The organism is Sanyastnella coralliicola (assembly GCF_030845195.1).
In the GTDB taxonomy this organism is placed as follows: domain Bacteria; phylum Bacteroidota; class Bacteroidia; order Flavobacteriales_D; family Sanyastnellaceae; genus Sanyastnella; species Sanyastnella coralliicola.
In genome coordinates, this window is the sequence record NZ_CP132543.1 from 3,375,286 (window position 1) to 3,395,534 (window position 20,249).

The following is a 20,249-nucleotide window of genomic DNA, read 5'->3' on the forward strand; positions in this document are numbered from 1 at the left end:
CATTTTACAGCCGGCCCCCAAAACTTTACCTGCGTCAGTTGCTACCCCACATTCAGTATTCACGATTCATTATTTATCAATTAAAATGCACTCCCACTACTCCCTCCGCTACGGCATTCTCTCTCCTGAAGAAGTTCTCTCGCATTACCTCGAGGGTGGGTTCTCTTATGCCTTGTTGAGTGATGTCAACAACACCTCTTCAAGTCTTGATTTTGTGCGGATGGCGCAGCAAACAGAGATGAAGGCAGTGTTGGGAGTTGACTTCCGCAATGGTGCTACGCGTAAGTACTTGGCTATCGCCCGAAACAATGAGGGGTTTAGAGAGATCAACATGCACCTGTCTGAGTATTTGATGGAGAAGAAAGAGTTCCCTGACCGAGCGCCAGAATTGCCGAACTGTTACGTCGTTTACCCATTCCGCGAACAGCGAATAGAGTTAAAAGAGAATGAATTCATTCAACTTGAAATTCGCGACCTGACGCGCTATCACATTGCCTTGACGGCTTCCGAAAAGCCTGACTACCTGCAGCCTGATAAAACCTTGGCATTGCCTACGATGAGCTTTCGGAACAAGCGCGATTTCAATACGCATCGCCTACTGCGCGCTATCGATAATAACACCTTGCTGAGTAAGCTTCCGAAGGTGCAAGAGGCATCCTTAGAAGACCGTTACCATCCTCGCGAGATCGTGGAGGCGGCCTATGCGGATTACCCCGAATTGCTGCAGCGTTTTGATTCGCTGATCGCGGAATGTTGTTTTGACTTTGAGTTCGGAACCGATAAACCACATAAAAACCAAAGCACCTACACTGGTGATCATGACGAAGACGAAGCCTTGATTCGCAAGCTCTGCGCGGAAGGTTTGCACTACCGATACCCTGAACCAAGTGAGCAAATTCTGAGTCGATTAGAGAAAGAACTGGAGATCATCTCAGAGAAGAAATTCACCTCTTATTTCTTGATTAATTGGGACATCACAAGCTACGCGCGAAGCAAGGGGTACTTTTATGTCGGACGAGGTAGTGGGGCCAATAGTGTGGTGGCCTATTTGCTGCGAATCACAGATGTAGACCCCATCGAACTCGATCTCTACTTTGAGCGATTCATTAACCTCTACCGACAAAACCCACCAGATTTCGACATCGATTTCTCATGGACTGACCGTGAAGACATCACCAGATACATCTTTAATCGCTTTGACAATGTCGCCCTCCTAGGTGCCTATAACACCTTCCAATACCGAGCTGTCGTTCGTGAACTTGGTAAGGTATTCGGACTTCCCAAGCATGAGATTGACCGCCTCGCTGCCGGTGGGTTGCGCATGCAAGAATTAGATGAACTTTCACGACTCGTCATTCGATATAGTGAGCGGATTCATGGCTTTCCAAATAGCATTAGCATTCACGCTGCCGGGATCTTAATCACAGAACATGATGTTCGGAACTACGTAGCCACCTTCCTCCCGCCCAAAGGGTACCCAACCACGCAGTTCGACATGGTGATTGCTGAAGATGCGGGCCTATATAAATTCGACATCCTCTCTCAGCGAGGCCTAGGGAAGATCAAGGAAACACTTGACATCGTTCGCTACAACCAACCCGAAGTGCCGCCCATTGACATTCACGACATGAAGCGGTTCAAGGAAGATGAACGCATCAAAGAACTCCTTCGAACTGCCAATGCCATCGGCTGCTTCTATGTCGAGTCTCCAGCAATGCGCATGTTGATGCGCAAGCTCCTTGTGGATGACTACCTCGGGCTGGTGGCTGCGAGTTCAGTGATTCGTCCGGGAGTAGCGCGTAGTGGGATGATGCGTGAGTATATCCTTCGTACCCGGCACCCAGAGAAACGCGAAGAAGCTCATCCGGTCATGCTTGATATTATGCCTGAAACCTACGGCATCATGGTTTACCAAGAAGATGTCATTAAGGTGGCACACTACTTCGCTGGTTTGACATTGGGAGAGGCCGATGTCTTGCGTAGAGGGATGTCAGGTAAGTTTCGCTCACGCGCGGAATTCGATAAAGCCAAGCAGAAGTTCTTCTCCAATTGTCGTGAGAAAGGACATCCTGATGATGTCTCTGCGGAAATTTGGCGTCAAATCGAAAGCTTTGCCGGCTATGCCTTCGCTAAAGGACACTCCGCTTCCTACGCAGTAGAAAGTTATCAGAGTCTCTTTTTGAAAGCCTACTACCCCCTCGAATACATGGTCGCCACCATCAACAACTTTGGCGGTTTCTATCGCACCGAACTTTACATTCACGAGGCACGCATGCATGGCGCAGAAATACAAGAACCTTGCGTCAATCGCGGACAAGCCGTCTCCGTGATCTTTGGGAAGATCATTGTTTTAGGGTTTGGATTGGTGAAGAGTCTCGAGCACAAAACCATTGAACGCTTTTTGATTGACCGGAAGGAAAATGGTCCGTTTAGCACCATGGAGGAGTTTGTTGATCGAGTACCCGTTTCCATTGAGCAGCTTAGCCTCTTGATTCGATGCAACGCCTTCCGGTTCACGCGTAAAGACAAAAAAGAACTGCTGTGGAACGCCCATTTGTTGCTCGGACATATCCCCAAAAAGAATCCCGTGAAAACCCTCTTTCGTTCGTCGCCACGTTCCTATAGTCTCCCGGAACTCTACACAGCGCCGTATGAAGATGCCTTTGACCAGATGGAACTCTTCGGCTTTCCCCTATGTGATCCCTTTGAGCTATTGAATGACCTCATCGAAGACACTGTAGACGCGCGTGACCTAGAAAAACACAACGGGAAAATAGTGTCCGTAGCTGGGTACTTGACCACTGCTAAGCTCACAAGCACCGCTAAAAAACAGCGCATGTTCTTCGGCACATTCACTGATCGCAATGGCGACTGGCTTGACACGGTGCACTTCCCTGACATTGCTGATAAATACCCCTTCCGCGGTCGCGGAATATATATCGTCAGAGGAAAGGTGATTGAAGAGTTTGGCTGCTATTCTGTAGAGGCGAATTACATGGAAAAATGCTCCGTCATCGAAGACCCGAGGTATGCCGAATCAAAGGCCTTTGAAAAACGCCTCATCCAACAAAAACAAGACCGTCAACGATCAAGCCGCTGGGGATAATGATGAAAAAACACAGAGCACAACGCGGTTCCACCACCAACCCACACAACCGGTTCTTTCAACATGAATATGAGGTGTTGGATGACTACCTGGAGCACTGCGCCCTTGAAGGCGAAGAGTTTGAAGACACTAGGACGCGCTACATTGAAGTCTTCCCTAAGACCATTGTGACCAAGAATAATAGTCCTGATGTACCCTTCACGTGGTCAATCAACCCTTACCAAGGATGCGAACACGGGTGCGTTTATTGCTACGCCCGAAATAGTCATGAATACTGGGGTTATAGCGCAGGTAAAGATTTCGAGCGAACCATTCTCTACAAACCCAAGGCACCAAAGATGTTAGAGAAGTGGTTTGAACGCAGAGGATACCAACCGGAATTGGTAGCACTGAGTGGTAACACCGATTGCTACCAACCAGCAGAAAGGAAGTTCAAGATCACGCGGCAGCTCCTCCAAACATTCCTGAAATACAAAAACCCAGTAGGACTGATCACTAAGAATGCCCTCATCCTTCGGGATCTCGACATTCTCAAAGAGCTCAACGCGCTGAATCTACTCAGACTGACCCTATCAATTACCACTCTCGACGAAGACCTAAGACGTGCCATGGAGCCGAGAACATCAACGATCAAGCAGCGTCTGAAAGCGCTTGAAATACTGACTAAGGCAGGAATCTCTGTGAATGTGAACATGGCTCCAATCATCCCAGGGTTGAATAATCATGAAGTCTTTAACCTTGTCAAGGAAGTAGGTCAACGTGGGGCTTACAGTGTCAACTACATTCTGGTCAGATTGAATGGTCAAATCAGCGACATCTTCGAAGACTGGGTTTGGGAAGCTTTTCCTGATCGCGCCAACAAGGTGCTCAACCAGATACGCGAAACGCACAGTGGCACCCTGAATGCCAGTGATTTTGGAGATCGAATGCGCGGTGAAGGCAGAATTGCGGAACAAGTGAAGGCGATGGTCTCGCTAGCGCGGAAACAATACCTTCATGCTCCACCTCCATCCGCTTTAGACTTGAGTCAATTCGAAATCCCCTCTGACCAAATGCGATTATTCTAGGCAACTATTCTACCCAGACTTCGCATCTTTATAAAAACACCTCAACGATGCTTAAACTCAACACGCTACTCTCGGCGATCTTCGTCTTGGTCGCATTCTCCTCCTCTGCTCAATACCCAGAATTTTCCAATGCCGGTTTCGAAGACTGGGAAGTTGGTGTCTGGAACTTCAATCCGGTAGACTGGGAAGTGATGAACAGTCAACTATTCGAGAATACTTTTCCTGACTCTTCAGCCTACGAAGGTGAAGTTGCCATGCAGGTATACCCATTTAACTTCTTTGAAGCTGCACCTGGATTAGCTTCTCAGGTGGTGCCGTGTGATGCCATACCTCCCACCTTCAATTTCGCTGTGAAATGCCACATTGAAGGACAAGACTCCGTCAAAGTCCAGCTCATTTTCTCGAACAACGGATTGCCAGTATACATCACCCAATGGGCCACTGGAGAGAGCATTGAAGAATGGCAAGAAGTAACCATGACCCTCGATCAGATTGAACCGGTAATCACCGATGTTCGCGTTTATGTACAAGCGGGTTATGGTGAAATCTTCTTAGAGGGAAGTCCTGAAACATGGATCTCTGTTGACGCGATGGGGTTCGATGATGCTATTTCAGTGAGCGAATCGGTTAACCCTTTCGTCTCTGTTTATCCCAATCCAGCACATGATTACTTAATTATCGATGGTTTGTCGAAACAAACGAGTGTAGAAATTCGGGATATTCGAGGCAAGCTAGTTTTCACCGGACAGACCGCTCGAATGGTGGAAATCAGTTCATTACTTCCAGGTCAATATCAAGTGGTGATTGGACAGGGGAATGGCTCTCAGGTAACGTCAATTATTGTTCAGTAAATCTTTTCCCTAAGTACTGTAATGTGAATCGTCTTACTCGGATAACCGCCATCATCACCCAGCTTCAAAGCAAACGAGTTATCACAGCACAAGAGATCGCAGATCGTTTCGATGTCAGCTTACGAACAGTTTATCGAGACTTGAAAACGATACAAGAAGCTGGGGTTCCGATTGGCTCTGAAAATGGATTAGGTTACTACATCGTTGAGGGTTTTAATCTTCCTCCAATTGCTTTAACAGAGGAAGAAGCGCATGCGCTCCTTATTTCCCAACAGTTCATCCAGAAACAAGGGGATGCGTCGTTGACGAAGAACTTCAATTCGCTGATGATGAAGATAAAATCAGTCTTGAAGGAATATCAGAAAGACGACGCCGAACTGATGGAAGACCGGTTAGGAGGTTTCGTACAAGGCCCTGTACATTCAAGTTCTTGGTTGGCTGAGATTCAGCGCGCTATCGCACGGAAGATTCGCTTGAAGATCAAGTACCACTCGGCCTACAAAGACGAGCTCACAGAACGTGAGGTCTCCCCGATGGCCGTCTACTTCGCCAACAACGCATGGATTACGGTAGCCTGGTGTCATCTCAGAAACGAATACCGCGAGTTTCGCCTGGATCGTATCCTGCTTCAAATGCACACTATCAATCCGTTTCATGACGACGAAGACTTCCGACTAGACACTTATTTCGAAAGTTTGCAACACTAGTTGACATAGGGCTGTCACTCCCCCCCGGTAGCTTTGAACCATGAAATTTATTTGGATTGGTTTAACCGCTCTTGTGGCGATCGGATGCATCGCTGCAGGCACAACAAACAATGAAATGGACAAAGCAACCGTAGTAGAACTCGTTACTTGGAAATCTGTGGATGGAGTCGCTCCTGACACCGCAAAAGAACTAATGCAACGACTCAACAATTTTGTTGGTCAACAACCTGGATTTATCTCCAGAACTACCGCCTATTCTCCTTCTGGTAAATTCTGCGATGTAGTGTATTGGACTGATCTTGCTTCCGCACAAGCGGCATCAAAAAAAGCGGAATCTACCCCCGAACTAGGAGAAGTATTTGCCACCGTAGATCAAACACAAATGATGTTCGATCACTTTGAGATCTTCAATCAGTTTGAGAAATAACCTCGCACTTGGTAGAAAAAGGCCACCCATTCAGGTGGCCTTTTTAGTTTCATTCACTCCAAGGCATCCAACGCAAGCCGCCGTATACCATGGAACCGAATACCGGCCCCCAAACAAGTGAAGCATCAAAGAATTCACTGTTCGGATCTTCCGCAGACAGAATCGCATTGGGTTGTTGGAAGTTGAGTAGGTTCTCTCCACCAACATACACCTCAAATGACTTTGAGAAAACGCGCGTCACTTGCGCATTCAACAAGAAGTAGTCATCGCTCCGTTCTTCCAATTGGAATTCCTCATCGTTCAAAGCCGTGCTTGGAATACGTTGATCACCGATCCATTGGAACGTAGCGTCAAATTTCCACTGTGCTTCTTTGTCATTCTTCTTAGTCTCGTATCCAATGTTGGTGAACGCACGATGTGTCGACACCAACGGCAGATCAACTCGACCTTGCTTAAAGTCAGCCTTCACCTCTAGCCAACGATACGCCACACGCACATCAACTCTTCGTATCGGAGACCAGCTGAACTCTGCTTGCGCACTGTTTGAGAAACTACTGCCTTCCAAATTGTAAAAGCGCACCTCGCGAGCATTCTCTAAGTCGGTAATCACTTGGTCTTCAAAATCTGTACGATAGAAATCAAGCGAGAGGGTCGCATCGCGATATGCCAATCTGAATCTGTGCAAGAAGTTCACTCCGTAGTTCCAAGCTACTTCAGGACGAAGCCCGAAACCTGGAAGATTTGCTTGGCTTTCGAACACCCATCGACGATTACTCGCCAATTGGCCCATGTTCTCCATGATCACATTGGCAGTTCGATAGCCTCGTCCACCCACCATTTTAATCGAAGTGTTCTCGGTTAAACTGTAGCGGAAATGCATTCGAGGCGTCCAGAACAACCCGTAAAGGTTGTTGTCGTCAACTCGCATCCCAGCCACGAGGGTAAAACGCTCAATATTTGACCAGGTATACTCAAAGAACGCACCTGGAACCTGCTCTGTTCGAACGTAGTTCAAGCTATCGAGGTCTTCATCATAGCTATCGTAGATATAACTGACACCCGTGGTGAACTTGTGATTGGTATTCCCAATGATCGAACTGTAAAGCACGTTTCCTCTAAAGTAGCGTTGCACTCCGCGGTAGGTGCGTTCTCCAAAGTTCGAGTTCTGTTCGTAGTACTCTCCTGAGAACTGTGAACCAAAGCTCTTCCAGCTTTGACCAGGAAACACATATCCTGTTTTGGCAGAGGCTTGAAATTGCTTCGATTTGATCGACGATCTCCAAAGGTTGTTGACGTTGGTATCATCTGATGCTAAATCACTCATCTGACCACCATAGATGTTGCTCAATACACCAGTTACAGTGTATTGTCCTTCCAACCCACGATCACCTGCATACATCCATTGGTTGCGAAGCACAGCGTGTTCTTTGAGTGGATTATCCATGAAACCGTCTTTATTATTGTCGATTTCTCGGTTGTTATACATCGTGTGATACATGAGGATTGTACCCCACTTTCTGCCCACATTGTGGCGCGAGTGAAAATTGATTTCACCTCTGCCCCCTTGATTCCCATAGAGGTTCAGATACACACGTTCCGCATTCACCGGATTCTTCAGCGCAACATTGATCTGTCCAGTCATACTCTCATATCCACTGGTCACTGACCCTACCCCTTTCGAAATATGGATCTGATCTACCCAAGGACCCGGAACATTATACAGTCCAAAGATGGTCGCCAAGCCGCGAATGGCAGGTAGATTGTCTTTGGTCATTTCAACGTACTTGCCATCTAGACCTAGCATCTTGATCTGACGAGTTCCGGTAACAGCGTCGGTGAACGAAGCGTCAACACTGGCGTTAGTTTCAAAACTCTCACTCAAGTTGCAGCAGGCTGCTTTAGTTAACTCACGTCGGTCAATGGTTTGAGCAACACGTGGGTCGAGCATCTCCATTCGGGTGCTCCCGCCATCACTCACAACTTCGGCTGCGTCAATCAACTCTCCCGCAGCCAGCGTCACCTCTAAATAGTCTTGACCTTCGTACAAGACATATCCGGTGGTGTAGCCTACAAAAGAGAATACCAGCGTGTCGGTAGCTTGATCTGTGCGAATCTTGAAGAAGCCGAAGGCATCCGTCATCTCGCCTACCTGTGTTCCCTTCCAATAGACATTCGCCCCAGGTAATGGGTCTAATCCACCATCTCCGGAGGGGCATGGGGTCGTTACCTTCCCTTTGACGAATTTGGGGTAGTTTTTCTGCGCTAACGCGGAATCGCTCAGGAATAAGAAGGAAAAGGCAAGGACCAGCCCGAGTGGCTTAATGATCGTCGTCTTCATCGTGGTCGTGATCGTGATCGTGGTCGTGATCGTGGTCGTGATCGTCTTCTTTTTTACACTTCTTGTCTTTACAGTCTTTGTCCTTACAGTTTTTGTCGGAACATGACTTCTTGTCTTTGCAGTCTTTGTCCTTACAGTTTTTGTCGGAACATGACTTCTTGTCTTTGCAGTCTTTGTCCTTACAGTTTTTGTCGGAACATGACTTCTTATCCGCACATTTTGTATCCGTGCATCCAGGAGAACAGCTAGACTTTTCTGCTTCGCGGTACTTGCAACAGCCATGAACCTTTTCATAAGATTCGTCTGATGCTTTTGACTTAGAGGTATCATGCCCCTTCGCGTTGAGCAGTTTATGGATTTGATCTGAAGAGATCTTAGTTGATGCGTAAGTAACTTCAAGCGTGTTGGTATGGAGGTCGTATTCCGCCATTTTCACACCTTTCGTGTCAAGGGCAGTTTCAATGCGCTCTTTGCACATTTCACATACACCACCTACCCAGAATTTCTCGGTAACAACTTGGCCTGTAGCCGTTTGAATAATGAGTCCAAAAAAGAGGACTGCCGTAAGATTAAGAATGAATTTCATGATAATGGATTTAAATAAAGTGTCTATTAATTGAATTGAAGGGCACTTTATTCATCATCCATAATGAAGGCGTTGTTCGTAGAGAAGATACAGTGGAGGGCCGTGCGGAAGCACGTGTACCGTTTGATGCGCTGTACGTTGCACGTCGATTTCTACGTCATAGAAGTCAGTGCTTGATACATACTGAATCGTAGAAAGCTCTGCACTTGCTCCAAAGAATTGCTTGTCTTCATCAAAGGCAAGAACAACGTCTTCAGAGGAGCAACACCCCTTCTTTGAACAGCATGTAGTCTGATGTGAATCGCAACAGGTATCCGATTCGGCGCTAGCCATAGAATGCACCTCAATACCAGCCAGGTTACCACAGCAGTAATGCAAATGGACCTGAAATCCAATGGTAATGGCAGCGTACCATACCAAGAAAAGAGCCGATGAAATGCGCGTCAACATCTTCACAAAGATACGAAATACAGATTTGTAACTGTAGGATACAGGCTGAAATACTTGATTTCAAATAGTTTAACAATCAAACTAGGAATACAACTTTCAGGGGTAACGGTTGTTAAATGAGCATGGAAGTACGGAAGGTAGGTAAGGGAAAGATCATTGAGATCAAGTACCAATTGCGTCAAGGCAATGCACAAGGTGAGCTATTGGAGGAGATGGACGAACAGTGGCCGATGAAGTGGCTGTTTGGTTCGGGAGCAATGCTGCCTGTTTTTGAAGAGAACCTTTCTCCTTTGCGTGAAGGACAGCAATTCGCGTTCGGGATCGCTAGTGCTGATGCTTATGGCAATCACGACCAAGGCCAGATCAAGCAAGTGTTCACTGACGAGCTACAAGAGAACCCAAGGTACCCTTTCGACAACTACGAAGTAGACGATCTCATTCAGATGAATACGAACGAGGGTGAGGCATTTGCCGGTAAGATCATCGAGAAGGGTGAGAATTACTTCGTGGTCGATTGCAATCACGCCATGGCTGGAGTTGATCTCTGGTTCGAAGGGCAAATTCTCTTTATCCGAGACGCGCGCGAAGATGAACTAGAAGCCAATCGCTACATCGAACCCAATGGCTTCCGTAGTCATTCTACCTTGCGGAAACCGCCAAATCAGTAGTCTTCTACCACCTTCGCCAGCTCATTTCGAATGCTTCGAAGGATTCCTTTTTGATTCGGATCATAGAACCACACGTTATCGAAAAGATCGATGATGGCCTGGTTGCCTTCATCAGAAATAATCAAACTGTGGAATCTTGTGTTGTGATTGACTTGCTGGAACTCCATTCTGCGCGAAACATCGCTATCTAGCTTGTACATGATGAAGTCTGAAATCACCAAGACATCGGCATCTTCATAGCTCTCCTCCTGCAGTTGAGTCAGGGCCTCATGCAATGCCAGTGAAATGTCTGTTCCTCCCATAAACGACATGCGAAGGAATTCCGCCAAACCGTCTAGATCATCAGAGATATTGAGTAGGTCAAGCGTCTTGATACCGGTAGAGAAGTTGATCAAATAAGCCCTGCGATTTTCGGCGCTAGCCATTTTCATAATCGCAAAACACAGCACTTTCGCAATCATCTCTGGCTTCCCTTCCATCGACCCAGAGGTGTCTACACAAATAATGAAAGGACCTTTTTCTTTCTTCTTCGTTCGCTCGTATTTGATCTTTTCTTGATCAGTATTCGATGTCGTGACTTTCGTTTCAAACTGCTGGGTCAAAAGGGCTTGATCCGCAAACTTCTTGAGAAAGATGCTCTCAGTTGCTTCGTCAGCCAATAGCGCCGCCTCAGAAGAAATTAGATGGTTCAGGTCATTGCTTTCAAACACTCCAATCACCTCCTCCTTGCGGTTCGGATCACGGGTTTCAGCTTCGTATTCCGTAATCTGTGTGAACTCATCTTCCTCAGTCAAAAGGTCTGCTTGACGCATCTTACCAAGCATATCCGCCAGCGCCTTGATCTCGTCTTCTTTCTCCAGCAGATCTCGGTACTTCTCGATGACATCAAAGCTGCTGTCTGACCAGAGATCACGACTGAGGTCCCAATACCTCGAAGCATACCCCGCAAACGGTTCAATGAGCTCATTCAGCTGCTTAAATTCTTTGGCTTTCCCCAGAAGATTTTCGCCCAAATCATTGATGAGTTTATCGGCGCGTTTCAAACGAAAAGCCAAAATCTTTGCGTGCATCATGGCGTCCCATTGGCGCAGCAGATCATCAAATAGTCGCTCAATTTCTACACGAAGCGATGGACTTAGTTTTCCCCAGGTATTCTCTTGTTTGATCTCGCTAACGCGGAAACTGTGGTAGGAGCTATCGATCTCATCTGAGGTATAGTAATTCGCAATCGTTTTCCGGAAGAAACCCCAACGCTCGAACACGTGCTCCATTGGACGAACCGTCCAGGACTCCAAAGCAACTTGTTCATGTTCGTAGGGATGGCCTTCTTCAATCATGGAGAAGCTCCTTCGGAACCACACCAACATATCTTTCACAATCTGGACGGCGAGGTTTGAATGGCTCTGACAGATCTCCTGAAGTAGTTCATCCTCGAGTACATAACCTATCGCCTCCTCGAAATAGCGGAAATACTCTGGATCCAACTCATCAAGATCTGCGACTCCAGGAACCAGTTTTTCTTGCACCCAAGCAGCGATGTATCGACGAGTTTGACGATCCATGATGGCGCCGTAGGATATGAATCGATCTACGGCATCAGCAAGCTCCTGGCGCAGCTCTTCAGAAAGTTTACTGCTGTTCTTCATAGTCGAATCGCAACTTCTCGAGGCGTAGCTTCAACTTATTGAGCTCACCTGCCACTTCTTCCATGTTTGCTTTGACCAAGGGCACTAAACGTCCTGAAGTAAACAAGTGTTCATGCATCTCCTGCCAATGTTCCGGCTTGGAAGATTCCACTTTCGTCAATGCTTTTGATACATCTTGATGCAATAATTGGTATCGATCATTCCAGTGATGCACAAGCATCTTATGTGCTTTGCGTTTTACTTTACGCGTCTTCTCCGCTTTGTGGGTGTGGAGTTTGTAGGCGAGATCGAGTGAGTTGTATTTGATGACAATCTCGAAGGCTTTAGACGATTTCGACGCTTGCAATCGGTTGACCAGATTTCCACTGGCGTCGTAAAAATTAGTCACCTCGAATTCTCCTGTCTGCAAACGATTGAAATCATTCACTTTCAACAGGATTCCCTCGAACTGCGCATCTGGCTTAATCAGTTTGTACCACACATCATCGAAAGGAGTCAAGACTTCTTGTTCTTCCGTCAGCTTCACCGTCGTTTCCTCGTTCACTTCGTCTTCGAAAGCTTCTACTTCAGAAGAAAGTTGACCAAGAGGAAGGGCAATGCTGTAGCCATGCTCGCGCACGGTTCTTGCCACAATCTCCCGCAGCGGAGTAATCTGCCCCGGATTGTTCCACAGACAGTGCATCGTCAAGAAGAGATCCATCAGATCAACCTTCGATCTTCCATTCAGAAAAGCGCTTGTTCGCAACAATCGGATGGTCTTTTTCCATCTTCGATCGTAAATAAGGATTGGGGCTTCATTGGGGTTCTTCGCATTGCGTTTTTCGATGCGCTGCTTGATCATCTCCAACGAGGTCACCACTTCTTCAGGAATTGCCACTTGATCAATCGCTTGATTCCAATCGTTCAGTTCTTGTTCCGAAATCTTCAGCTCCGCTGGAACTGGATCTTCGTATACCTCCTCTGTATCGGTTATCATGGCGCGGAAGTTCTTTCCGCTCTGAATTCCCTGGATATCATAGCGAACCAATAGTCGGTCCCACAGTGGACCAAAACTATCGCCAGCATCTGGCAGCTCATTTGAAGCTGTGATAATGGCACGAATGTTCACCGGCAACTCTTGTTGACCGTTGCGGTAAACACGTTCGTTAATGATAGTCAAAAGGGCATTTTGGATAGAAGAACTCGACTTCCAGATCTCATCAAGGAAAACCACGCTTGCATCAGGCATGTAGTTCTCTGTGAGGCGCTCATATTGATCGTCTTCCTTCAGACGTTTGATCGAAATAGGTCCGAAAACCTCATCTGGAGTTGAGAACCGCGTCATGAGGTATTCGAAGGTCTTGCCTTCACTGAATGCGTACTTCAAACGACGTGCGATCAAGCTTTTCCCGACGCCAGGAGGGCCCAGCAAAAAAATACTCTCACCTGAGATCGCAGTCAACAAAGCGAGACGCATGACCTCATCACGCTCGTACAATCCTTTACACATAGCCGATGCCAGTGCGTCTATTCTGGCTTTCATCGCAGTCTGTGGCGCTGCGGTCGTGGCTTCCATTTCTGATGCTTTCACGCCTACATAACAGTTTTGGCGTCAAGTCGTTCAGAACAAAAAAGCCCGATCGAATCGACCGGGCTTTCACATATCGTATTGATCAGCTTATGATTCCGAAGAAATCGAAGCTTTCAAGAATTCACGATTCATACGAGCAATGTTCTCCAGGCTAATTCCTTTCGGACATTCCACCTCACATGCTCCTGTATTTGTACAGTTTCCGAATCCTTCAAGGTCCATTTGGTTTACCATTCGAAGTACACGACGCTCACGCTCCGCCTCTCCTTGTGGAAGCAAGGCCAACTGAGACACTTTCGCTGAAGTGAAGAGCATCGCAGAAGAGTTCTTACACGTAGCCACACATGCTCCACATCCAATACAGGTTGCGGCGTCAAATGCCTTGTCTGCGTTTTCTTTTGGAATAGGAAGTGCGTTGGCATCTTGCGTATTACCCGAAGTATTCACTGATACGTACCCTCCAGCCTGGATAATGCGATCGAAAGCACTACGGTCAGTAACCAAGTCTTTGATCACTGGGAATGCCGCTGCACGCCATGGTTCGATGTAAATGGTTTCACCATCCTTGAACGAACGCATGTGCAATTGACATGTCGTCACTCCACGACCTGGACCGTGTGCTTCACCGTTGATGTACATGCTGCACATACCACAGATCCCTTCACGACAGTCGTGATCGAATGCTACTGGGTCTTTTCCTTCACGAACGAGTTGATCATTCAACACATCGATCATTTCGAGGAAAGACATATCTGGTGAGATGTCAGACACTTGGTAAGTTTCCATTCGACCCTTATCGTTCGGTCCTGACTGTCTCCAAATTTTAAGCGTAAGGTTCATATCCTTTATGCTTTATGCAGCTTACTTGTAGCTGCGTTGTTTCAATTCTACATTTTCGAATACGAGGTCTTCCTTGTGAAGTTGTGCTTCAGAAGGTGTTCCTGTGAACTCCCAAGCGGCTACGTAAGTGTAGTTCTCATCGTCACGACGAGCTTCACCTTCTTCCGTCTGGTATTCCTCGCGGAAGTGTCCTCCACAAGACTCATTGCGCTCTAGTGCGTCACGGCACATGAGCTCTCCTAGTTCTAGGAAGTCAGCTACGCGTAGTGCTTTTTCTAGTTCTGGGTTGAGTTCTTCAGCGCTTCCAGGTACACGAACTTTCTGGTAGAATTCTTCGCGCAGCTTCTGGATTTCACTGATCGCATTCTTCAAGCCTTGCTCGTTACGAGCCATACCACAGTTGTCCCACATAATGCGACCCAACCTGCGGTGGAAGTCATCTACTGGTGTATCACCATTGTTGTTGATGAAGGCGTTGATTTTATCTTTTACTTCTTTCTCTGCTTGCGCAAATTCAGGAGTGTCTGTCGAAATAGGTCCGGTACGGATGTCATCAGCGAGGTACTCACCGATTGTGTAAGGAATCACGAAGTAACCATCAGCGAGTCCTTGCATCAATGCAGAAGCTCCGAGTCTGTTGGCACCGTGATCAGAGAAGTTCGCTTCTCCAGCAGCGTACAATCCTGGAACCGAAGTCATCAAGTTGTAGTCTACCCAAAGTCCACCCATTGTGTAGTGTACCGCTGGGTAAATCTTCATTGGCGTCTTGTACGGGTTGTCATCGGTAATCTTCTCGTACATCTGGAAGAGGTTACCGTACTTCGCGCGAACCACGTCTTCTCCTAACTGGCGCACTTGTTCTTCGGTCGGGTTCTTCACACCTTGGATATTCGCTTCTGTTTTCCCATAACGCATGATGGCACTCGAGAAATCAAGGAATACTGCCTCACCTGTCTTGTTCACACCGAAACCTTCATCGCAACGCTCTTTCGCCGCGCGAGAGGCTACGTCACGAGGTACGAGGTTACCGAATGAAGGGTAACGACGCTCGAGGTAGTAATCTCTTTCGTCTTCGCTAAGATCAACTGGACGTTTCGAACCATTTCGGATCGCTTCAACATCCTCTTTCTTCTTAGGAACCCAGATTCGACCGTCATTACGCAGCGACTCTGACATAAGTGTCAACTTCGACTGGTAGTCTCCCGAAACTGGGATACATGTTGGGTGAATCTGTGTGTAACAAGGGTTCGCGAAGTAAGCTCCTTTGCGGTGTGCTTTCCACGCTGCAGAGACGTTAGATCCCATCGCATTGGTAGAGAGGAAGAATACGTTTCCGTATCCACCTGACCCTAGCACAACGGCGTGTGCTCCGTGGCGCTCAACTTCTCCTGTTACCAGGTTACGAGCGATGATTCCACGACACTTACCATCTACGATAACCACGTCTAGCATCTCGTGGCGGTTGTACATCTGTACTTTTCCTTTCGAGATCTGTCGTGATAGCGCGCTGTAAGCCCCTAGGAGCAGCTGCTGGCCTGTTTGCCCTTTCGCGTAGAAAGTACGAGATACCAATACCCCACCGAATGAACGGTTGTCGAGTAGGCCACCGTAGTCACGTGCGAATGGTACACCTTGAGCCACACACTGGTCAATGATATTTGCCGACACTTCTGCAAGGCGGTAAACGTTTGCTTCACGTGAACGATAATCGCCTCCTTTAATAGTATCGTAGAACAAGCGGTAAACTGAGTCACCGTCGTTCTGGTAGTTCTTTGCTGCGTTGATTCCTCCCTGTGCTGCAATAGAGTGTGCACGACGAGGTGAATCTTGGAAACAGAACGCTTTCACATTGTACCCCATCTCAGCAAACGATGCTGCTGCAGAGGCTCCTGCAAGTCCTGTACCTACGACAATGATGTCTATCAAACGCTTATTCGCTGGGTTTACCAGGCGAATGTTGTTCTTATGTTTCTCCCACTTCTCTGCGAGTGGTCCTTCCGGAATGTTCGATTGGAGTGCCATAACAGTGATATTACCAGCGCTGAACGAAAACGTTCATTAAGCCTGAGTGATGTACAAATAGATCGGAATAACAGCGAACAACAGTGGTACGAGTACACTGAAGCCTTTTCCAACCAATTTGATAAGTGGAGTGTATTTCTTGTGGTTTACACCTAGTGTTTGCCATGCACTTTGGAATCCGTGCCATAGGTGGAAGGCGATAGCGATCATTGAGATCACGTAGAACAACATTGCCACCAAGGCCATGCTGTTCACAGCCGGATTAAAGAATGCCAACACCACGGTGTGAAGGTCTTTCAACGGTTCCATGAGCATCGCTCCTTCTGCGTCTACAGTCTGCATTGGCATTTCTGAGAAATGCATCTTCGCCCAGAAGTTTGTCATGTGCGTTGCGATGAACGCTAGCAAAACTGTTCCGAGGAGTGCCATGTTGCGTGATGCCCACCCTGAATTCTCTCCAGGTTTGTTGTAAGCATACTTGACAGGACGTGCTTTTCTGTTTTCGAAGGTCAGCTTGATTCCATCGATTGCGTGGAATAGAATGCTGAAGTAAGTTACGTACGATAGAATCTTGACCGCCGGATTCGAGGTCATGAATTTAGCGTATTCATTGAATTGGAGTTGCCCTTCCATTCCAGGGATAAACAACTGAAGGTTTCCTACCAAGTGGCCGACTAGGAAGAGGCAAAGGAATAACCCTGTGAGTGCCATCCAGTACTTTTTGACTAGAGATGACTTAAGAATAGCAGAACGACTCATGATATTTTTCGCTTGTCTTTTGCGAGCTCAAAATTAGACCTCAATAGATATACAACCAAAAGCACTTCCTATTTAGAAATGTTCTTGATAACCAGCAAAAAATAACTCTTTGATTATGAGACTTCTTTCAACAAAGAGATAAATCAAGGGTCGCCATTTCAAAGACGACCCTAGAAATTAACTAGCCTTCTTCCCTAGCATAGCCATGTCATTGACTACGACTTCAGTGATGTAACGTGTATTCCCCTCCTTATCATCATAATTTCGATAAGTCAATTTGCCTTCAAGTGCCACTTCCTGTCCTTTACTGAGATATTCAGCGGCTGTCTTAGCAATAGAACCCCACATCACGACATTGTGCCATTGGGTGACTTCTTGTTTCTCTCCGTCCTTTTTATAGACTTCGGTTGTCGCTAAAGAAAAGCTAGTTTTTTGTCTTCCGTTATCGAAAGCTTTGGTTTCTGGGTCTTTTCCCAATCGACCGATTAGGCTCACCCTGTTGCGAATTGCGCTCATAATGATGCGTTTTAATTAATGTTTCGAGGTGCAAGGTGATGTCCTTTTTTCGATTGCGACGAGGAATAAACGTTTATAAACGTTTAAAGTGAAGCGAAGCGTTCCGCCGGAGGCGAAGAAAAGCCACTGTGGAAGATGATAATACTATCTTTGCGCCCTCAGAGAACGCAACTATGGCAACGAATCAAGTACGTGTACGTTTCGCTCCGAGTCCAACAGGACCACTTCATATGGGAGGTGTGCGAACGGCGCTCTACAATTACCTTTTTGCTCACAACCACGGAGGGAAGTTCATTCTTCGTATTGAAGACACTGATCAAACTCGCTTCGTACCTGGTGCTGAAGATTACATCTTGGAAGCGCTGAAATGGTGTGGGATTGAGCCAGATGAGGGTGTTGGATACGGTGGAGATTTTGGTCCTTACCGTCAATCTGAACGTATGGAATTGTACGGCCAATACGTGAAGCAATTGATCGAGAGTGGTCATGCTTACTACGCATTTGACACGCCGGACGAAATTGCTGCGAAGCGTACGGAAGCTGAGGCCAACAAATCTGTTTGGCAGTACGACGCATCTACGCGTATGGATATGCGTAACTCTTTGAGTTTGCCTGCAGACGAGGTAGAGAAGTTGCTTGCATCAGATATTCCAGTCACTGTTCGTTTTAAAATTCCAGCCGATGAAGAGGTGGTATTTGAAGACGAAATTCGCGGTGTAGTTCGCGTTCAGACCAAGGTTCTTGACGACAAAGTTCTACTGAAGAGCGATCAGTTCCCGACTTATCACATGGCGAATATTGTAGACGATCACCTGATGGAGATTTCACATGTGATTCGCGGTGAAGAGTGGTTGCCATCAGCACCGCTGCATGTTCTATTGTACCGTGCATTGGGCTGGGAAGCTCCGAAATTTGCTCACCTGCCGTTGATCCTGAAGCCTACTGGAAACGGCAAGCTCAGCAAGCGCGATGGTGATAAAGGAGGTTTCCCGGTATTCCCGCTGGAATGGAATGATCCTAAATCAGGAAATGTTTCTAGTGGATACCGTGAAAGCGGATACTTCCCTGAAGCATTCATCAACATGTTGTTGATGTTAGGATGGAACCCGGGAGATGAGCAAGAAGTATTCTCGAATGACGAAATGATCAAAGCTTTCTCTTTGGAACGGGTTGTTAAGTCTGGAGCACGCTTTAACCCTGATAAGGCCAAGTGGTTCAATGAGCACTATTTACGTGCGAAAAGCCATGATGAATTGGGAAGCATGATTCAATCCATGCTTACTGAGAAAGGTGTTGACTTAAGTGCTGAAAAGTGTGTTCAAATCGCAGCTATGATGGCGGAACGAAGCGCATTTGCTCATGAGTTAATTGCTGCCGATTATCTATTTGGATCTCCTGAAGCTTACCATGAAAAGACACTTCGCAAAAAGTGGAAAGAGGCTACTCCTCAAATCATGGAAGGTTTAATTGCCGTGCTTGATGGCATTGATTCTTTCGACGCCACATCCATCGAAACTGGCTTCAAGGGTTACTTGGAGTCGAATGAATTAGGAATGGGCGCTGTGCTTCCGAATTTCCGTTTGTTGGTGACGGGTGAAGGCGGTGGTCCTTCTATGTTCGCTATCGCGGAATTCCTTGGGAAGGAAGAAACCTTGAAGAGAATGCGTGATGGACTAGCCAGAATCACTGCGTAATGGGAATCATCAAAGTCAACAATATCCGTCTCCATGCCAATCATGGGTGCATGGAAGAGGAAGCGAAGATTGGCGGCGACTACGTTGTCAACGTGCGCTTGACGACCGATATGCGTCGTTCATTCGAAACCGACGCACTCGAAGACACGGTGGATTACGTAGCCGTGCATGACGTCGTATACCGCGAAGGCATGAAGCGATCAAAGCTGATCGAACATGTAGCTTTTCGCATTGCCGAAGGCATCAAGAGCGAGATTGAAGGAGTACACGAAGTAACCGTGGAGCTGATCAAAATTGCTCCTCCGATTGGTGGTGATGTAGAAAGTGTTGCCGTAGAAGTTACGCGCTAGAGCTTCATTTCTGGAACCTCATCCGGTACTACAAGTTTCCCGGCAGTAGCCGCTACGATTTCATCAACGGTCACTCCTGGCGCACGCTCTAAGAGGTGGAATGCTCCATCTTTAATTTCGATGGTTGCGAGGTTTGTCACGACCTTTTTCACACATCCAACACCTGTTAGTGGCAGCGAACAATCAGTGAGTAGCTTCGATTCACCGCGTTTGTTGGTATGCATCATGGCCACAATGATGTTTTCCGCGCTAGCGACAAGATCCATCGCGCCACCCATACCTTTTACCATACGTCCTGGAATCTTCCAGTTGGCGATATCTCCATTTTGAGATACCTCCATGGCACCAAGCACCGTCAATTGAACGTGCTGTCCGCGAATCATAGCAAATGACGTGGCGGAGTCAAAATACACGGCTCCTGGCATGGCCGTGATGGTTTGCTTTCCTGCGTTGATCAAGTCAGCATCTTCATCTCCATCGAATGGGAAAGGTCCCATACCAAGGATTCCATTCTCTGATTGAAATTCAACGTCCACTCCCTGAGGAATGTAGTTGGCAACGAGCGTAGGAATACCAATTCCAAGGTTCACGTAGTAACCGTCTTCGAGCTCTTGGGCAATGCGTTGTGCAATTCCGTTTTTATCTAACATGA

Annotated in this window: 18 protein-coding genes; 8 read left to right on the top strand and 10 right to left on the bottom strand. The window is 47.0% G+C overall.

Going from position 1 to position 20,249, the window contains the following annotated elements:
* Positions 1–85: 85 nt before the first annotated feature.
* Genes RA156_RS14090 through RA156_RS14110 form a run of 5 tightly spaced genes read left to right on the top strand, consistent with a single transcriptional unit; the run spans position 86 to position 6,158 of the window.
* Positions 86–3,106, top strand: a complete 3,021-nt coding sequence (locus RA156_RS14090) for a DNA polymerase III subunit alpha (protein ID WP_306640986.1) — start codon at positions 86–88, stop codon at positions 3,104–3,106.
* A complete protein-coding gene (locus RA156_RS14095) occupies positions 3,106–4,173 on the top strand; it encodes a PA0069 family radical SAM protein (RefSeq protein ID WP_306640987.1) in 1,068 nt (355 codons plus the stop codon). The genes RA156_RS14090 and RA156_RS14095 overlap by 1 nt, the downstream gene beginning before the upstream one ends.
* 47 nt (positions 4,174–4,220) lie before the next feature.
* Positions 4,221–5,024, top strand: a complete 804-nt coding sequence (locus RA156_RS14100) for a T9SS type A sorting domain-containing protein (RefSeq protein ID WP_306640988.1) — start codon at positions 4,221–4,223, stop codon at positions 5,022–5,024.
* 23 nt (positions 5,025–5,047) lie between these two features.
* Complete coding sequence (locus RA156_RS14105) at positions 5,048–5,731, top strand: helix-turn-helix transcriptional regulator (RefSeq protein ID WP_306640989.1); 684 nt, start codon at positions 5,048–5,050, stop codon at positions 5,729–5,731.
* 40 nt (positions 5,732–5,771) lie between these two features.
* Positions 5,772–6,158: a hypothetical protein gene (locus RA156_RS14110; RefSeq protein WP_306640990.1), complete on the top strand. Its 387-nt coding sequence runs from the start codon at positions 5,772–5,774 to the stop codon at positions 6,156–6,158.
* A 49-nt stretch (positions 6,159–6,207) separates the two neighbouring features.
* Here RA156_RS14110 and RA156_RS14115 read toward each other — a convergent pair whose 3' ends face one another.
* From RA156_RS14115 to RA156_RS14125, 3 genes are read right to left on the bottom strand one after another with little or no spacing between them, the layout of a single operon-like run.
* The gene (locus RA156_RS14115; protein ID WP_306640991.1) at positions 6,208–8,496 is read right to left on the bottom strand and encodes a TonB-dependent receptor; all 2,289 of its coding nucleotides are present in this window, start codon (positions 8,494–8,496) and stop codon (positions 6,208–6,210) included.
* Positions 8,477–9,082, bottom strand: coding sequence for a heavy-metal-associated domain-containing protein (locus tag RA156_RS14120; protein ID WP_306640992.1), 606 nt, complete (start codon positions 9,080–9,082; stop codon positions 8,477–8,479). The genes RA156_RS14115 and RA156_RS14120 overlap by 20 nt, the downstream gene beginning before the upstream one ends.
* Before the next feature lie 54 nt (positions 9,083–9,136).
* Positions 9,137–9,532, bottom strand: coding sequence for an HYC_CC_PP family protein (locus RA156_RS14125; RefSeq protein WP_306640993.1), 396 nt, complete (start codon positions 9,530–9,532; stop codon positions 9,137–9,139).
* Positions 9,533–9,648: 116 nt separating this feature from the next.
* Here RA156_RS14125 and RA156_RS14130 point away from each other — a divergent pair, with 116 nt between their 5' ends.
* On the top strand, positions 9,649–10,200 hold the full coding sequence (locus RA156_RS14130; RefSeq protein ID WP_306640995.1) for an FKBP-type peptidyl-prolyl cis-trans isomerase: 552 nt from the start codon (positions 9,649–9,651) through the stop codon (positions 10,198–10,200).
* Here RA156_RS14130 and RA156_RS14135 read toward each other — a convergent pair.
* The 6 genes from RA156_RS14135 to RA156_RS14160 all read right to left on the bottom strand — a co-directional run bounded on the left by RA156_RS14135 (position 10,194) and on the right by RA156_RS14160 (position 17,553).
* Positions 10,194–11,846, bottom strand: coding sequence for a VWA domain-containing protein (locus tag RA156_RS14135; protein WP_306640997.1), 1,653 nt, complete (start codon positions 11,844–11,846; stop codon positions 10,194–10,196). The genes RA156_RS14130 and RA156_RS14135 overlap by 7 nt on opposite strands.
* Positions 11,830–13,416, bottom strand: coding sequence for an AAA family ATPase (locus tag RA156_RS14140; RefSeq protein WP_306640999.1), 1,587 nt, complete (start codon positions 13,414–13,416; stop codon positions 11,830–11,832). Before RA156_RS14140 ends, RA156_RS14135 begins: the two co-directional genes overlap by 17 nt.
* A gap of 87 nt (positions 13,417–13,503) precedes the next feature.
* Complete coding sequence (locus tag RA156_RS14145; RefSeq protein ID WP_306641001.1) at positions 13,504–14,256, bottom strand: succinate dehydrogenase/fumarate reductase iron-sulfur subunit; 753 nt, start codon at positions 14,254–14,256, stop codon at positions 13,504–13,506.
* A gap of 21 nt (positions 14,257–14,277) precedes the next feature.
* Positions 14,278–16,278 (bottom strand): fumarate reductase/succinate dehydrogenase flavoprotein subunit, encoded by a 2,001-nt coding sequence (locus RA156_RS14150; protein ID WP_306641003.1) that lies wholly within the window; start codon positions 16,276–16,278, stop codon positions 14,278–14,280.
* Between the two features lie 36 nt (positions 16,279–16,314).
* On the bottom strand, positions 16,315–17,037 hold the full coding sequence (locus RA156_RS14155; protein ID WP_306641004.1) for a succinate dehydrogenase cytochrome b subunit: 723 nt from the start codon (positions 17,035–17,037) through the stop codon (positions 16,315–16,317).
* A gap of 177 nt (positions 17,038–17,214) precedes the next feature.
* Positions 17,215–17,553 (bottom strand): single-stranded DNA-binding protein, encoded by a 339-nt coding sequence (locus RA156_RS14160; protein ID WP_306641006.1) that lies wholly within the window; start codon positions 17,551–17,553, stop codon positions 17,215–17,217.
* Positions 17,554–17,726: 173 nt separating this feature from the next.
* On the opposite strand from RA156_RS14160, the gene gltX reads away from it, so the two are divergent.
* Both gltX and folB read left to right on the top strand, forming a co-directional pair.
* Positions 17,727–19,247, top strand: a complete 1,521-nt coding sequence (gene gltX / locus RA156_RS14165) for a glutamate--tRNA ligase (RefSeq protein WP_306641008.1) — start codon at positions 17,727–17,729, stop codon at positions 19,245–19,247.
* On the top strand, positions 19,247–19,597 hold the full coding sequence (folB, locus tag RA156_RS14170) for a dihydroneopterin aldolase (RefSeq protein ID WP_306641010.1): 351 nt from the start codon (positions 19,247–19,249) through the stop codon (positions 19,595–19,597). The genes gltX and folB overlap by 1 nt, the downstream gene beginning before the upstream one ends.
* On the opposite strand, the gene RA156_RS14175 is transcribed toward folB, so the two are convergent.
* The gene (locus RA156_RS14175; RefSeq protein ID WP_306641012.1) at positions 19,594–20,247 is read right to left on the bottom strand and encodes a 3-oxoacid CoA-transferase subunit B; all 654 of its coding nucleotides are present in this window, start codon (positions 20,245–20,247) and stop codon (positions 19,594–19,596) included. The two genes, folB and RA156_RS14175, sit on opposite strands and share 4 nt — an antisense overlap.
* Positions 20,248–20,249: the final 2 nt, after the last annotated feature.